A 16,321-nucleotide genomic window follows, 5' to 3' on the forward strand; every position below is an offset into this window, starting at 1 on the left:
CGTTCGAGAGCGTTTCTCCGCCTTCAGGGCGATCGATTTTTTAGGTAGGCGTTCTCCGCCTCGAGCCTCTTGATCCTGCGCTCGAGCTCCTGCTCGCGCGTCGTCTCCCCGGACGGGGAGCCGGACCCCCTCGGCCTCCCCCTTGGCTTTGGCCTGAGCGCCTCCGGGCCCTCCTCCCTGTACGCCTTCAGCCATTTCTTGAAAGGGCTTGGCGAGGCTATCCCGAACTTCTCCATGGCCTCGGGCTTCGTCATGCCCTCATCGACGACCGCCCTGACGGCGGCCGGCTTCGTCTCGAACGAATAGGCGGTGTGCTTCTTTCCCATCATGGCCAGAACCTCGATACCAGCAGACCTGTAGGTGCACAGCCATTCTCTCACGGTTTCCTCCGGCATCCCGAGAAGGGCCGCGATCGCCGCGCGGCCGTGCCCCTCGTCGTGCAGCTCTGCCGCTCGCAGTCTCATTCCGACGTCGTACAAAGCGTTTCCAGCCATAAAAAGGCCTCCCATTTCTTGTGTCCAAGAAATGGGAGGCAGTTCAGTGCGCAGCGGGGGTTCTTTCATGTCCGAGGACGTCCGCGAAGGTTAGCCCTCAGATCCTGCGGTGGGAGACCTAGGCCTCGTTGTACACCGTCTTGAGCTTCAGCAGGTGCTGATAGCGGTCCATAGCGGCCTGCTCATTCTCCTTGAAGAGCTCCTCGGCGCGCTCGGGGAAGGAACGCGTCAGCGAAGCGTAACGGGCCTCGTTCATCAGGAACTCCTGATAACCGCCCGCGGGCTCCTTGGAATCGAGCGAGAACTTCTTGCCGGCAGCAGCCTCGGGGTTGAAGCGGAAGAGGTTCCAGTAACCGCACTCGACAGCCTTCTTCATCTCGGCCTGGCAGTTCTGCATGCCGCCCTTCTTGATGGAGTGCATCTCGCAGGGGCTGTAGCCGATGATGAGGGACGGGCCGTCGTAGGCCTCGGCCTCGTGGATAGCCTTGAGGGTCTGAGCCGGGTTGGCGCCCATGGCAACCTGTGCCACGTAGACGTAGCCGTAGCTCATGGCAATCTCGGCCAGAGACTTCTTCTTGGTCACCTTACCGGCAGCGGCGAACTGAGCGACCTGGCCCAAGTTCGAGGCCTTGGAGGCCTGACCGCCGGTGTTGGAGTAGACCTCGGTGTCGAAGACGAAGACGTTGACGTTGTGACCGGAAGCCAGGACGTGGTCCAGGCCACCGAAGCCGATGTCGTAGGCCCAGCCGTCGCCGCCGAAGATCCAGAAGGACTTCTTGGTGAGGTAAGCCTTGTCGGCGAGGATTGCCTTGGAAGCGTCGCAGCCACACTTCTCGAGCTCGGCAACGTAGGCAGCGGCAGCGGTCTTGGAGGCCTCGGCGTCGTTGACGGAGTCGATCCAAGCCTGACCGGCGGCCTTGAGCTCATCGGACGGACCATCGGCAGCGATGATGTCCTGGGTAGCGGCGATCAGCTTGTGCTGAACGGCCTCATAGCCAACGGCCATGCCCAGACCATGCTCGGCGTTGTCCTCGAACAGGGAGTTGTTCCACGCCGGGCCGTGACCGTCCTTGTCCTTGCAGTAAGGAGCGGTGGCAGCGGGGTTGCCCCAAATGGAGGAGCAGCCGGTGGCGTTGGAGATGAACATGCGGTCGCCGGCGACCTGGGTCACCAGACGTGCATAGGCGGTCTCGGCACAGCCGGCGCAGGAGCCAGAGAACTCCAGGTAGGGCTGCTTAAACTGGCTGCCCTTGACGTTGGCCGCGATGAGCTCCTTCTTCTCGGAGACGTTCTCGACCATGTAGTCCCAAACGGGCTGCTGGTCCATCTCCTGCTCGGTGGGAACCATCTCGAGGGCGCCCTTGGGGCAGACCTTGACGCAGTTGGTGCAACCCATGCAGTCGAGCGGGGACACAGCCATGGTGAACTTCATACCCTTGGCCTTGGGGCCCATGGCGTCGAGCGTGCGGGTAGCCTCGGGCGCGGCGGCAGCCTCGTCCTCGGTCATCGCGAACGGACGGATGGTGGCATGCGGGCACACGTAGGCGCACTGGTTGCACTGGATGCACTTGGTCTCGTCCCAGTGGGGAACGACCACGGCGACGCCGCGCTTCTCGTATGCGGAGGCGCCCAGCTCAAACTGGCCGTCGGCGCAATCGACGAAGGCGGAAACGGGCAGGCTGTCGCCATCCATGCGATCGATGGGCTCGAGCAGGTTCTTGACCTGCTGGGCGATAGCGGACTTGGTCTCCTCGGAAAGCTCGACGGGAGCGGCATCCTCGGCGGTAGCCCAGTCGGCCGGAACCTCGAACTTACGGAAGGCGGTAGCGCCGGCATCGATGGCCTTGTGGTTGGCGTCGACGATAGCCTGGCCCTTCTTCATGTAGGACTTGGTAGCCGCGTCCTTCATGTACTGCAGGGCGTCCTCGGCGGGCAGGACCTTGGCCAGCGCGAAGAAGGCGGACTGGAGCACCGTGTTGGTGCGCTTGCCCATGCCGACCTTAGCGGCCAGGTCGATAGCGTCGATCAGGTAGACGTTGACGTTGTTGTTCGCGATGTAGCGCTTGGCCACGGCGGGCATGTGCTCGGCGAACTCCTCGTCGCTCCACTGGCAGTTGACCAGGAAGGTGCCGCCCGGCTTGACGTCGCGGACCATCTTGAAGCCCTTAACGATGTAGCTGGGGTTATGGCAGGCGACAAAGTCGGCCTTGGTCACGTAGTACGGCGAACGGATCGGGGAATCACCAAAGCGCAGGTGCGAGACGGTGACACCGCCGGTCTTCTTGGAGTCGTACTGGAAGTAGGCCTGGACGTACTTGTCGGTGTGGTCGCCGATGATCTTGATCGAGTTCTTGTTGGCGCCGACGGTACCGTCGCCACCCAGACCCCAGAACTTGCACTCGATGGTGCCGGGGGCTGCGGTGTTAGGCGCATCCTCGGCCTCGGGCAGGCTCAGGTTGGTTACGTCATCGACAATGCCGATGGTGAACTCGCGCTTGGGCTCGTCCTTCTTGAGCTCCTCGAAGACAGCGAACGCGGACGCGGGAGGCGTGTCCTTGCTGCCCAGGCCATAACGGCCGCCGACGACCTTGATGCCCGTCTTGCCGGCCTCGTAGAGAGCGGAGACGACGTCCTGGTAGAGCGGCTCGCCGATGGAACCCGGCTCCTTGGTACGGTCCATGACGGCGATCTTCTGGACGGTCTCGGGGAGAACGTCGACGAAGTGCTTGATGGAGAACGGACGGAACAGACGAACCTTGACCAGGCCGACCTTCTCGCCGTGAGCGTTGAGGTAGTCGATGACTTCCTCGAGCACGTCGCAGAAGGAGCCCATGCACACGACGACGCGGTCGGCATCGGGAGCGCCGTAGTAGTTGAACAGACCGTAATCGGTGCCGAGCTTCTCGTTGATCTTCTTCATGTAGCCCTCGACGACGGCGGGAAGCTCGTCGTAGACCTTGTTGCAGGCCTCACGGTTCTGGAAGAAGATATCGCCGTTCTCGTGGCTGCCGCGGGTGTGCGGGTGCTCAGGGTTGAGCGCGTGGTCGCGGAAAGCCTGGACGGCGTCCATGTCGCACATCTCGGCCAGATCCTTGTAGTCCCACATGGCGACCTTCTGGATCTCGTGGCTGGTGCGGAAGCCGTCGAAGAAGTTAAGGAACGGGGTCTTACCCTCGATGGCGGCAAGGTGAGCCACCGGCGAGAGGTCCATGACCTCCTGGACGTTGCCCTCGGCGAGCATGGCGAAGCCGGTCTGACGACAGGCCATGACGTCGGAGTGATCGCCAAAAATGTTCAGGGCGTGGGAAGCGACGCAACGCGCGGAGACGTGGAAGACGCCCGGGAGTTGCTCGCCCGCGATCTTGTACATGTTCGGGATCATCAGGAGCAGACCCTGAGAAGCCGTGTAGGTGGTGGTCAGAGCACCGGCGCCCAGCGAACCGTGAACGGTACCGGCCGCACCTGCCTCGGACTCCATCTCGACGACCTTGACCGGGGTGCCGAAGATGTTCTTGCGACCCTGGGCCGCCCACTGGTCGACATGGTCGGCCATCGGGCTGGACGGCGTAATGGGATAGATTCCCGCTACCTCGGTGTACGCATACGAAACATATGCGGCCGCCTCGTTGCCGTCCATAGACTTAAACTTACGCGCCATATACCCCTCTCCTCTCATATAGGTATACAGGCCCCGGCGATCGCCGGGATGTTGGCGTGATGGGATTTTCGCTGTTGCTTCCAATCATCTGGCAGGCAGGCTCAGCAGCAGGTACATGGCGTGGAGAGAAGGCATGCCGAGGCGAGGAGGGCTGCACGCGCTCCACAAGCCCAGCTACCCGTCTTGCACATGACCGAGCGCCGCAAAGGCCGCATGCCGGATGCTCCCGGGCACGCCCCGGCGATGGGAAGCGCCCGCAACGGAAATCCGCATGCGGGTTTATTGTACCCCGCCGTCAAGTGTAATTTCGGCAAATATAGGCGGGCGGTAAAGGTTTACCTTGGGTGACCATCAAGGGCAAAATTGATCCTTCCGTCACCGAGGGACCAAATGGCAGCTGCGGTGAAATAGGAACTGTTTTTGCCGGCCGTAGCCTTAAACAGCCCCTATTTCACCGCAACTTATTTAGGAGATGAGTCAGAGGGCGCCGAGGAGGATGGCGTAGGTTGTGGATTCTCCGAGCTTGAGCTCGTCACCGGGGTTGAGCTGGGCGGAGCGGCCGGGCTCGACCTGGGTGCAGACGTTCGTCGCGTCGTTTACCACCACGGTTCCGTTGGTGGACGACAGGTCCTCAACGTACCAGACATTTTGGTCATCGCACCACACGTGGGCATGGCGAGCCGAAACGTCATCGCCCACATCGGTGATGCCGCCCTCCCCCGTTGCCAGCGCGCCGATCTCGACGCCTTCCTCACTCGGCTGAATCCAGCGCGGGACGCTCACCGCGTAGCCGTTTTGCACGCGCAGCAGTCCCAGCGGATGCGCCGGCGCGACCTCGTGCTCGCCCGACTTGGAACCAAGGCGGGCGTGAGAGCAAACGGCATAGGGAACGAATCTTGCGGATGTACTCCTCGACGTCAGGCAGGTAAGCCCCACGAAGTCACCGGGGAGGCCCAAGCGGCCCGGCACCACTTCCAGATTCTGACCAGGGCGAGTCGTTCGCCGGTGGCTGAAGGCTCGCTCCCACCCAAAAGGGGAGATTCGCGTTGTTCCCCAATCGCTCTCGCATCTTTCATTTTGCTCGAGGTGGGCTATAAAAACTTTCCTGGTGAAAGGCGGCGATTGGTTTCCTTTCTTTCTAGAGGAGCGCGCCTGTAATCTGTTTTCATCCTAAATCAAGTTGAGATCGGACCTTCCAGAGGCAAGTCGACTCAAACTGCGAGGCTCCATGTTGGAATAAAGAGCGCTGTCGAAGTGCCAACAACACAAAGCTTGCCAGTCTCAAATAGAACCTTTTGGGAGTCCGATTGGGCCGCACACCGAATCCCCGCTGGTGGTTTTTTATAGCTGCGTAACAATAAACAAGGTTAGTGCCAGTCCAGCATGAAATTGAGGAACGTATGCATTTTTTCTCAGTAAGTGATCGTCGTTACTGCTTCGATGAGGTCACTCGCAATTGCTTTCAGGTTGACCAAGCATCAGAAGATGCGCTTCGCATATTTGAAGCATCGGGAAGAACGGTCAACTCGAAGTTGCTAACAAAGTCACTTGCTGCGAAAGGCTACGACCAAACGACCATAGCAGAACTTGAAGACGACATTGATGAGTATCAACGATTGTCTGAGCGGACTTTCTTAACAAAAGACACGCCTCGAAAACTTAGATCCATCGAACTCCACGTTTCACATGCATGCAACCTTGGTTGTAGTTACTGTTTTGCCGGTAAAGGAGATTATGGAACGTCTCCTCTGCTGATGACAGACGAGATAGCCTTCAAGGCGGTCGACTACCTCGTCGCAAGTTCATCGGAAAACGAAACGCTTGCAATCGTCTTTTTTGGTGGGGAACCCATGATTAACGAGCCGCTGATATGGAAAACGGTCGACTATTCAAAAAGAATATACCCCAATAGAAACTTTACCTATTCTATTACGACCAACGGAACGCTTTTGAATGACACTGCTGTGAATTCTTTCAAGGAGCACGGGTTTTCTGTTCTGATTAGTCTCGATGGTACAGGATGCAAGCACGATGCATCGCGCCCGTACAAGACGGGAGGCGGCTCTTTCTCCGATATCGACAAAAACGTTCGTCGTTTTTCCGAGTCGTTCCCCTTCGGCGCAAGAGCGACCTTAACAAATAATAACTGTAACCTTGTTGAAGACTATCTTCAGTTTAAAGAGATGGGCTTCAGAAGGATTTACTTCTCGCCCGTGAGCTCATTCGATGAGAATATCAAACTCGACGAACACTCATTAAACAAAATCAGGGCGGGCCTAATAGATTTGGCGGATCAATATCTCAAACAGATTGATCAAGGGGAAAAGCCCTTGTTTAGAACATTGAAAACTGCAGTTGATTTGATTATGAGCAACAGGATCGCCTTTGTCGGATGCGGGGCTGGCAGGCGTTTTATTTCCGTGACTCCCGAAGGGGACGTATACCCCTGTCACAGGTTTGTCGGGATGATGCGATTCAAAATGGGCAACATCGTCACCGGAATTGACGAAACTAGGTATATTGAAAACTGGAGTCAGGGTGTCGAAAAAAGAATTGACTGTACGGACTGTTGGGCTCGGTCTTTCTGTGGTGGGGGCTGTAGCTGGGAGGCTGCAGACGAGCACGGCTACTTGCCCAAGAGTCTACACCCTGCATCATGTGAATATAGAAAAATGTGCTACGAGATGGCTTTTGACCTTATTTCCCGCCACTCATCTTCGCAGGAGAAAAATCAACGAGAAGCTACTGTATCGGAATAAGCGGTTCAGCGCATTGCTGTCACCATTGTGGAGGTGTTCGTTCTTCTGATTACCGTCTGCGAAGCTTATTGCTACGTTCGCCGAAACCATTCTAGAAATATGGTGAACTAGACATCTTGGTTTGTTATACACAATATTGAGGTTTTTCTGCACTCAAAGGGAGGTAGTCGTGAAGCATATTCATCCGATTAATCTAGGAAGTGGCGACGAGGCAGGCGTGAAGCCGATGTCTTTTGACTGCCTCTTGGGCATTACTGACATCTGTACTGTTTATGATAAAGCAGATGGCTGTGGTGCATACGATTACTGCGACTATGACATGGATGGCGGCAGCATCTGCGTTGTAGATCACTGTGGCATTGATCAAACGTAGTCTCTAATTGGATTAAGGTGAGGAGCTGTTATGAAGCATATCCATCCTGTTGGTTCAAATGAACATACTCCCGTTGAGCCTTGTTGTCTTGGAGTTGATATATGCAATTTTTACGACATCGCCGAGTGCCCTGTTGCGGATTGGTGCTATGTCGATAAAGAATCAAGCTGTGTTTTGCCAGCAGATTGGTGCGATCCAGTTGACGAGTAGTTTTTGTGTCTAGGAACTATTTGGTCCAATTCAAAATAAGATGGGGACAAATACCAAAATCTCGTGTCTGGGAGGAGTTATGCCATTATTGCAAGGTCTCGTTGGATTAACCTTTGTACTTGCTTTATATCTGGCACCTTTTTTATTGTTATTCTTCATTATCCGATTCTTTCTTCGGAAAAAATAGGAGCATCACGCAAACATTAGCGTAGCTTTCTTCCAATATGAGCCGAGCATTGGCAAGTGGAATAAGAAGCCCGACCGTTCGTCACATGAAAGTGATCGGACGGGCCTCTCAATTTAACCCGGGCCGCCACCCATAGCGGCTTTCCGGGCGTATTTTCGGTGCAAAGCAATCGTCAGTTTAATCCTATGCGTCGATACCGCATTTCATTTGTTCGGCTCGTATTCTACGGCCTTGTAACCCTCGCACTCTCCGGCAAACGGATTGAACACGAAGGCAGAGATGATGTGTGCGTGGACATCGAGGCTGCTGTAGGCAACATACTGGGGCATGGACCCCCGCTGCGCGTGGCATGCGGCCCGGCATATTCATTGCCGTCCAACCCCGTGTAGTTGCAGCAAAGGGTGGAACCTCAATGCTCAGCTCATGTTGTCCGTGGGACACGAGAATTGTAAGTACACTTTGGTGTGATTCTCACGATGATACTGAGCCACCTGGAATAAGATACGTCGCGACAACACTTCGCTTCACCTCTGTCTCGACAAGACAACGTAGACTAAAGTTTCCTTTAGTAAGAGAATGAGAACTATATCTGAAAGCGTTGCGATGGCGTGAAGGCACCGAGTCCGAACCGACTGAATGCTACGTGCATCTGCATCGCTTTTTTGTTATCTCTGTCAGTTGGGTAGCACTACACTTGTCAGCATTTACCCCGGTACATGCTGCCTAAATCCACTACCCCTTCTACCGCGCCGACCATCTCGTCATCGTGAGAGACAATGATGATCAGCTGGCTTTGCTTGTTGCGCTTAACATAGGCCGCAAGCTCGGCGCGGCTTACAGCGTCTAACCCAGTCGTGGGCTCGTCGAGTACCAAAACTGACGACTTGCGTGAAATCGCCGACCATAAGTACACTCGGCGCAGCTCACCGCCCGAAAGCGCGGAGCAACGTTTCCCGAGCAACTCCTTCACGCTGTTTTCCAGCGAAAGTAGGCCATCTACACCCCGGTGATAGGAAGAAAAGGGCGTGTCGAAATACTCTAACAGCTCTTTCACCGTTTCGTCCGGCGCGAAGCACGACTGTGGGCAGCACGATATCTCTCTCGCACGTATGTAATCCAAGTCGCATTCTTCGATTGGCACGCCGTTGTATTTTACTTTGCCTTTCGATGAGTATAGCCCGAGCATCAAGTAAAGAAGTGACGTCTTGCCTCTTCCGTTTTCCCCAACTATGCAATATGTACCAGGACCGGAAAACTTGAAAGAAAACCCGCCGAGGACCTCTCGGACAGATCCGTCTGGAAGGGCAACCGAGAATTCCAAATCAGATACCGAAATGTCATTTATTTCATCGAGTTTAGCTAAATCGGTCCGATTCCACCCCGATCTCTCCTTTTCTCTCGTCGCGATAGCCGTCCTATCCCATGATGCTTTGGCATCTTGATAGGATTTGAACAATGACATCATACTTTTCAAAGTCTTAAAGAGAACCGCGAAGTATGTACCGATGATAGTGTACTCGCCTATTGACATAGTTCCGTTAATGATTCGTACTCCGGAAACAACAAGTATCACCGCTTGAAACAACGCTGCGAAAAGACCATCGAGCGATGTCAGAGAATATGATAGCTTTCCGGAGCGCAAAACTTTGGGAAAATAGCTCTTAAACCCAGCGTCGAGCGCTTGTTCGCTCTTGCCGTACGAAGATGTCAGTTGAATGTTGAGAATCTGATTAAGCTGCGATGCAATTGCGGCGTAAAAGGCGCTGTCCGCCTCTTTCTTCTCATACGTGACCCTATACAAAAGTTTCCTCAACCCAGTAATTACACAGAAATACACGATGAGGAGAATGATGGAAAACACCGCGAGAGTTGAATCAATTGACCATATGATAAGCAATACGATGGGAATGGCTACAATGGACAGCGGCGCACTGATAAAATTCGCCAAAACGAAGGATGAGACCACGCTAGAGTCGGAAATAATCCGTTGCGTTGTATAGGCTGGATCGATGGTCCGACTCACCAAGTAATCGTCTCTTTCAAAACGCAAGACGGCCTCCCTGAGAAGATCAAAGGAAAGTCTCGTGGTTATGCGAATGGAAAGTGTTCCTGCAAAATAAGTAAAGAGGGTGGAGAAAACTCCTATTGACGCAACCAGGAGCGCGAAGAGTACGGCGTCTCTTTCGCTGCGGTTACCGAGAAGAAAATCTAAGAATTTCCCGTTCACGTATGGCATGGCATAGGAGAGAGCGGTTCCAATCACCGTGATAGCAATGAAGACGAAAGCCCCTTTTGCTCTGATGAACCTCGAGAGAACGCATCGAATCAAGGAAGGCCCCAATCTACCCGCCACAAAACATCAATCACTGATACCTTACACCTCAACACAACAGGAGCGAAGATTTGCCAATGAGACTGCTTTAAGATTGCCTTGGGCCAATACGATCTCAAGCTCTTCCTACAAGAGAGTCGGAATCGGACATCTCCTCCGACGAACCTGGCAATCGGGCGGTTGAAATATCTTTTTCAACCGCCCGATTGCCACAATAGATTTGAGCATCCGCCCACAAACGTCCGCGTTTTATACCCATCAAATCCTTTGCCTTTTGTCGTCTAGACTAGAAAAATCGCTCGAAATAACGCAACCGGCCTGCTCGCTTGAAGAAACCTAAGCCCGTAACGTAGATGTGCAAACTTCCGAAACGCCTTGCGCGGCATAGTGCGTATAAACTTCGTCAACCGCCTCAGAAATATCTGAGTATCGCGCCGGGTCAAAAGCATACGATGTCGCAGCTATACCCTGCACCCATTCGGAACGCGGATTAATTGAATAGCCACACAGCATCATCATACATGCATCTAGACCTGATTTCCCAAGTATCCGACGTATTGATGAGAGCATCGCGGGTCGCCCCCGCACCATCGTCGTCACCCCTATTAGCAGTATTTACCGTTTTTCTCTAAATGCGTATCGCCACCCTTAAGAATACGAAGTGTTTTATCCAGACCCGATTGTCCTCCATCTCAAACGAAGGGATAAGGAATCTCATCCGGAATCGGCAGTAACGGAGGATTCACAACGACAAGCGAAAAACATGAGTCATCTCTCAGAGGGGAGTAAAGGCTCCCCTCAAGCACCCTAGTTTCGTCATCCAAAGAGTTGATGGCAGTGTTTTTCTTACAAAGGTCGACAACAAAAGGGTTGATTTCTACAGATGTTACATCCATGCCACAGTTGGTAAGTATCAGGCCCTGTATTCTGGGGCCAGAACACAAATCGAGAGCCTTCCGTGCGCTCTGCGGTGTAAGGCGCCAATCTCAGCAAATCTGTCCCACAATACTGCGCTGAAGAACAACACGGAACCCCTGAGCCAAACTCCCCTATACCTTATTAAGGCTAAGACAGGCAAGTTCACGCACCCGGCATATTCCAGAATAACATCCTATTGTTTTAGATGCTCTACAAGCATGAACAGCCGCGAATCGGAAAGATCTTCTAGTTTCGCCCCGACTGACCGCCAAGGGCCAAAATGGCCTCTCCATCCCCAGGCGACCGGCTCTGGCGCGCCGAGGAGTGTCCCCAAGTGCCGGCAGAAAAGGAACGTCCTTAACTGCCGGCTAGAGGGCACCGAAGAGGATGGCATAGGTAGTGGATTCGCCGAGCTTGAGCTCGTCGCCGGGATTGAGCTGGGCGGAACGGCCGGGCTCGACCTGAATGCAAACGCGCGTGGCCCCGTTTACCACCACGGTTCCGTTGGTGGACGACAAGTCCTCGACGTGCCAGATATTTTGAGCATCGCACCAGATATGGGCATGGCGGGCCGAGACATCGTCGCCGACGTCGGTAATATCGCCCTCACCAGTGGCCAGCGCGCCAATCTCAACACCCTGCTCACTCGGCTGAATCCAGCGCGGGGCGCTCACGACAAAACTGTTTTGCACGCGCAGCAAGCCCAAAGGGTGCGCCGGGGCGGGTTCGCGTTCGCCCGCAGTCAGCGACATGCCAAGCGAACGCGGCGTGGATGTGCCTCCGCCGCAGGTCGCGTTCGCGTAGTCGATGGCATAGTTCACCGAGGACCGCACATCCGCCGAACAACCGACGGCGACAAACAGCACCAGCACGACCTCGGCGCGCTCGGCGGGCATGAGTTCCGCCGCCTGGGACAGGCGATCGAGCGCGTTGCGATAGAGATTCGTGTCCTGGTGGCACTCTTCGAGCGCGCGTACCATCGGTTCACCTGCAGGACCGCACACCATATTGATTACAGCCGTGGAGTCCATGGGATTGCGCTGGCGCAGGGCCAGTTGCGACATAATACGCGCAGCCGAGGTACCGTATTCGGCAAAGTAGCGCTGCTGAAGCGTGCCGACCGGCGCGCGAACGATAAAGCGGGAAACCCAAGAGCGATCGGCGGCTCGGCTCTGCGGGCTGCGGCCGTCGGCGAGCGGACGGGACGAAAGCACCAAGCCGCACAGCTCGATATGGCTCAGATGCGCTGCGCGCTTAAAGATGTCAAACATGGCCCCGCATGGGGTGAGCTCAACTTGAGATGCCATGACCTAGGCCTCCTTGGTCGTAGAAATAGAATCGGACGATACTTCGACAGGTCCGCCAAAAGTACGGACAGCTGCGGCTCCACCGGCAAGCGGAGTCGCCATCTGGGCTTTTGTGCGTCGCGGTGCCGAAACGGGAAGTTCAAAGGCAAAGCCCATCGCAAGCAAAAACCACGTAAGCGTATAGGTTGCAACCAGAGCGGCAACAAGGCCGCCCATCACGGCGCGTTGGGAAAATACGCTACATGCAGCCACAACCAGCACCGGAACCTCGCAGGCAGAAAGCGCAAGCACACCCTGCAGGAAGCCCGAGCGCCGATCGCGCGCAAGTGCCCCCGCGGCAACGCCGGCTATGCCTGGCAGCGCCAACGCCAGTGCGGCAATAATACCCGGTAGCGACCCAGACCACACGAGCGATCCCAAAGTCGCCGTCACGCGAGCGCCCGACGCCAGCAGCGCGGCCGAAACCACGACCACAGCCCAAACCACGCCACAGACGACCGTCGCGCCGACCATCAGCGCGCGACGAACCGCGCGGCCAGACGCATCCATGGGGCACGGCGTGAGCGGCTCGCCGCGGAGCGAACGACCGACATTTTGCGCATAGTGGTCACAAAACGCCGAGAGCGCCGCCTCGACCGCCGCCGGCTCGGGACGATCTTTTTGATGGCTGGACAGACAGGCCATCACCACGTCGAACAGCTGGGCATCGACAAACGCCAGCGCATCGCGTAGCTCCTCGGAATCCGGCTCAAGCCCCAGCTGCTGGGCCTGCTCGGCCGCAGCGAGCGCCACATCGGGCTCACGACGAAGCAGCTGAGTCAAATCGCAACCGGGCGCATGGGCACCAATGGGATAGTCGGGCAGCGTGTCCATCTTGAGACGGTAGGGGCTGGCGATGTCGCGCGTCTTTTTGCGCGAACCCGAGGTGCCCGAAGTGCTCGGCGCGGCTTCGTATGGCGCGGCGCCGGCAATGAGCTCGTAAACCGTGCTTGCTGCGGCATAGACGTCGATCGCCGGCGACATACGCAAAGCGCGCAGGTCGGGAATATCGTCGGTGAGCATCTCGGGCGGGGCATAGGCAACCGTCGCGCGACGCAGCGTGGCATAGCGCTCCGTAAACGACGCCTTGCCGCCGGTACCGGCCACGGCCGACGCAGGCTCAAGCGCCAGCGACGAGCCAAAGTCGATCAGGCACAGGTCAAAGGTGCCCTCGGCAAGCTGCCGGTCAAGCGGTAGACGCGCCGTACGCACCATAATATTAGCGGGCGAGATATCGCGATGGACAAAGCCCTCGCCCACCAGGCTCATACGGCAGAGCAGATCGAACAGGTCGCGACCCAGACGCGCCGCCACAAGCGGCGATAGGCGGCCGGCATCGTCCACGGCAAAGCGCGAGCGCAAGCGGGCGAGCGTCTCGCCCTCGACCCATTCCATGACAATTGCAGGCACACCGTCGACCTCGCCCCAGCCATAGAGGCGGGGAAAGCCCTTAAGGCCCGAAAGGGCGCGATGGCATTCGTATTCCTCGCGAAACGCCGCTTTGAACTTGGCGACCAGCGCCTCATGGGCGGCGGCATCGTCAAACTCATCGCACGTTGGCAAGATGAGCTGCTTGAGTGCCACGGCCTCGCCTTGGGCGTTGACGGCACGCGTCACGCGGCCGATACCGCCACGGCGCATGGTGGCATCGTCGGCAAACAGTATCGTAAAACGACGCAGATAGGCAGGCAGTTCGTCCTGACCGAGCGCAATGGCCGGCTCAAACCCGTCGACACGCGCCAGGCGCAGGCCGACCATGGGATCGCGACCGAGCGATTGTGGTGTGGTGGATGCAAGATCGGTCATCATAGGGCAAGCGCCGCCACGTTATTGTTGAAGTTACCGAGCGCGACGTCATCATCGCCGTAATGGCCGACCCATTGACATAGGTTGGTGTAACAGCCCCACAGATTGGCATACTGCTGATACCACTTTGACCGGGGCGAGAATGTCTGACGACCGAACTCGGCTCGAATGACAAACATCTCCCCGACCAGGCTGTCGCACGGCCTGGGATCTCCCGTAGAGTTATAGGTCGAGACCACGTCATTGGCACGAGAAACATAGCCGTCGAGCATGTTGTACTTGGTCACAAGCCAGCTGTGAATGCTCTCTTCCTCAGCAGCGGAAAGGCCACCGGAGTTTGCATCGTTGTCAGTGTTGCCGCCCGTCGAGCCGCCGTTTCCAGACCCTCCGGCAGAGGAACCCGACCCAGAGCCACCGCCCGAACTCGACGAATCCGAGCCGGAGCCAGAAGTATCCGAGCTACCGGGCTTTCCGGACTGCTGGGCGTCCTGCTCCTTCTGCTGCTCGACCTTATTCACCGTTGCCGCCACGCTATTGTTGGACAACCGATCGATGATCTTGGTGTTGGTGAGCACGATGGTTTTGCCATTGGCAAGCGTGACTTCGTTGTCCGGGGCCTCGGCGCCGTCCGCGTCGCCGGTGCCAAACACAATATGCGCGACCACACTTGCCCAAGCATATCCAGTCGTGGTCCCCAGGTCACTTTTGACCTCATGCCCCACGCGCGGTTCGCGTGCGGCATGTGCCTGCATCATGGACGGCACGGTCATGCCATAGGCAGAAACGCCAGCTATGACCAGCACCAGCGAGCAAGACAGCAGTGCGTACGCCCGCGGCGCCAAGCCCAGTCGGCGTCGCATGCGCACCGCGGCGCCGCGCTTTGTCTGAGTGCCACCGGGCCGCATGCGTTCTCCTCCAACAAAAACACGCCGCTCGGGAGCGGCGCATTCATTCGAATCCATATTTGAGTGTATCAGCGAACCCAAAAGGTTGCGCAACGAATGGGCAAATTAAGGATGCGAGTGGAAGCATCCATGCGATAAGCGGATACAAAGCATCTTTGTTGCACAACAAACTTACAGTCGCACGGGGAAATTATGGCTACCCCGTGCGTCGCGATGAAGACATACGGCAGGAGCAGGCTCGCCACCTAAATCGTGCGACGGGCCTCGATGGCGCGCCCAAGCGTAAGCTCGTCGGCATACTCCAGGTCGCCGCCCACGGGAAGGCCGCTCGCCAGACGCGATACCTCAACGCCCAGCGGCTTGATAGTGCGGGCCAGGTAGCTCGCCGTGGTCTCGCCCTCGATATTGGGGTTGGTGGCGATGATGACCTCGTGGATGTCCTCGTGGCCCAAGCGTGCCAGCAGCTCACGAATGTGCAACTGCTCGGGACCAATCTTGTCCATGGGACTGATCACGCCGCCCAATACGTGGTAGAGACCGTGGTAGCTGCCCGTGCGCTCAATCGCCTGGACATCGCGCGGCTCGCCCACCACGCAAATGCGAGTGGTATCGCGCATCGAATCCTGGCAGATGGAGCACTCGTCGGCCGTGGCGTAGTTAAAGCAGCGGCTGCAAAAGTGAACCTCCTGCTTAACCTCCAGGATAGCCTCGGCCAGGCGGCGCGCCTCCTCGGCATCGGCCTCGAGCAGGTAATAGGCGATGCGCTGGGCCGACTTGGGACCAATGCCCGGCAGACGGCCCAGCTCATCGAGCAATTTTTGCAGACTATGGTTGGCACTCATATATATGCGTGTCTTAGAACGGCATGCCCGGGATGTTGAGGCCGCCGGTGATGGCGCCCATCTGCTTGTTGGCGAGCTCGTTGACACCGCGGACGGCCTCGTTGACGGCAGCCATGATCATGTCCTGCAGCATATCGACGTCCTCGGGATCGAGGGCATCGGGGTCGATGGTGAGGTTGACGAGCTCCATCTCGCCGTTAACGGTCACCTTGACCATGCCGCCGCCGGCAGAGGCGTCGACGGTCTGGGACTTAAGGTTTTCCTGCGCGGCGGCAAGCTGCTCCTGCATCTTGCGAGCCTGCTTCATCATTTGCTGCATGTTCATACCGGCCATGATGGCTCCTTTACGTGCGGCCGCGCGACAAGCTGCAAGGGCAGCCGGAGCGCGACGGGACTTTCAAACTCAAAAATCGTACCACGGCGCGGGGCAAGCAAGCGGGTCGGGGTACCGTCAAGATTCTTTCGCAAATTGATCGAGGCGGCCTCGGCCC

13 protein-coding genes and 1 pseudogene are annotated in these 16,321 nt (G+C 56.9%); 3 read left to right on the plus strand and 11 right to left on the minus strand.

Translation table 11 applies throughout. The annotated features are described in order from the left end of the window. Positions 1-23 precede the first annotated feature (23 nt). From DW233_RS08280 to DW233_RS08290, 3 genes are all read right to left on the minus strand, one after another. Positions 24-494: a helix-turn-helix domain-containing protein gene (locus DW233_RS08280; protein ID WP_233547973.1), complete on the minus strand. Its 471-nt coding sequence runs from the start codon at positions 492-494 to the stop codon at positions 24-26. Positions 495-612: 118 nt separating this feature from the next. After that, positions 613-4,152: a pyruvate:ferredoxin (flavodoxin) oxidoreductase gene (nifJ, locus tag DW233_RS08285; RefSeq protein WP_117655974.1), complete on the minus strand. Its 3,540-nt coding sequence runs from the start codon at positions 4,150-4,152 to the stop codon at positions 613-615. 477 nt (positions 4,153-4,629) lie between these two features. Next, positions 4,630-5,109: an FHA domain-containing protein gene (locus tag DW233_RS08290; protein WP_187361855.1), complete on the minus strand. Its 480-nt coding sequence runs from the start codon at positions 5,107-5,109 to the stop codon at positions 4,630-4,632. 443 nt (positions 5,110-5,552) lie between these two features. Between DW233_RS08290 and DW233_RS08295 the strand changes: the two genes are divergently transcribed. The 3 genes from DW233_RS08295 to DW233_RS10190 all read left to right on the plus strand — a co-directional run bounded on the left by DW233_RS08295 (position 5,553) and on the right by DW233_RS10190 (position 7,494). Beyond that, positions 5,553-6,911 carry a radical SAM/SPASM domain-containing protein gene (locus DW233_RS08295; protein WP_082421808.1) on the plus strand — a complete coding sequence of 453 codons (1,359 nt, stop codon included), beginning with the start codon at positions 5,553-5,555 and terminating at the stop codon, positions 6,909-6,911. A gap of 169 nt (positions 6,912-7,080) precedes the next feature. After that, entirely contained in the window at positions 7,081-7,284 is a 204-nt protein-coding gene (locus DW233_RS10185) for a hypothetical protein (RefSeq protein WP_147357148.1), read from the plus strand. A 30-nt stretch (positions 7,285-7,314) separates the two neighbouring features. Next, complete coding sequence (locus DW233_RS10190; protein ID WP_128620790.1) at positions 7,315-7,494, plus strand: hypothetical protein; 180 nt, start codon at positions 7,315-7,317, stop codon at positions 7,492-7,494. A gap of 390 nt (positions 7,495-7,884) precedes the next feature. Here DW233_RS10190 and DW233_RS10550 read toward each other — a convergent pair whose 3' ends face one another. The 8 genes and pseudogenes from DW233_RS10550 to DW233_RS08330 form a co-directional block, all read right to left on the minus strand. Then, the gene (locus DW233_RS10550; protein WP_255413194.1) at positions 7,885-8,010 is read right to left on the minus strand and encodes a hypothetical protein; all 126 of its coding nucleotides are present in this window, start codon (positions 8,008-8,010) and stop codon (positions 7,885-7,887) included. Between the two features lie 368 nt (positions 8,011-8,378). Beyond that, entirely contained in the window at positions 8,379-10,010 is a 1,632-nt protein-coding gene (locus DW233_RS08300; RefSeq protein WP_055310069.1) for an ABC transporter ATP-binding protein, read from the minus strand. A gap of 695 nt (positions 10,011-10,705) precedes the next feature. Beyond that, positions 10,706-10,972, minus strand: a pseudogene (locus DW233_RS10615) (methyltransferase); the annotation flags it as partial. Between the two features lie 327 nt (positions 10,973-11,299). Continuing rightward, positions 11,300-12,238, minus strand: coding sequence for an FHA domain-containing protein (locus DW233_RS08310; protein WP_117584186.1), 939 nt, complete (start codon positions 12,236-12,238; stop codon positions 11,300-11,302). Between the two features lie 3 nt (positions 12,239-12,241). Continuing rightward, positions 12,242-14,086: a hypothetical protein gene (locus DW233_RS08315; RefSeq protein ID WP_117736772.1), complete on the minus strand. Its 1,845-nt coding sequence runs from the start codon at positions 14,084-14,086 to the stop codon at positions 12,242-12,244. Next, complete coding sequence (locus DW233_RS08320; protein WP_117564927.1) at positions 14,083-14,988, minus strand: hypothetical protein; 906 nt, start codon at positions 14,986-14,988, stop codon at positions 14,083-14,085. Before DW233_RS08320 ends, DW233_RS08315 begins: the two co-directional genes overlap by 4 nt. Before the next feature lie 245 nt (positions 14,989-15,233). Beyond that, a complete protein-coding gene (recR, locus tag DW233_RS08325; protein ID WP_089573257.1) occupies positions 15,234-15,830 on the minus strand; it encodes a recombination mediator RecR in 597 nt (198 codons plus the stop codon). A 13-nt stretch (positions 15,831-15,843) separates the two neighbouring features. Further along, positions 15,844-16,164, minus strand: coding sequence for a YbaB/EbfC family nucleoid-associated protein (locus DW233_RS08330; protein ID WP_006235174.1), 321 nt, complete (start codon positions 16,162-16,164; stop codon positions 15,844-15,846). Positions 16,165-16,321 lie beyond the last annotated feature (157 nt).

It is taken from the genome of Collinsella sp. AM20-15AC (assembly GCF_003471405.1).
In the GTDB taxonomy this organism is placed as follows: domain Bacteria; phylum Actinomycetota; class Coriobacteriia; order Coriobacteriales; family Coriobacteriaceae; genus Collinsella.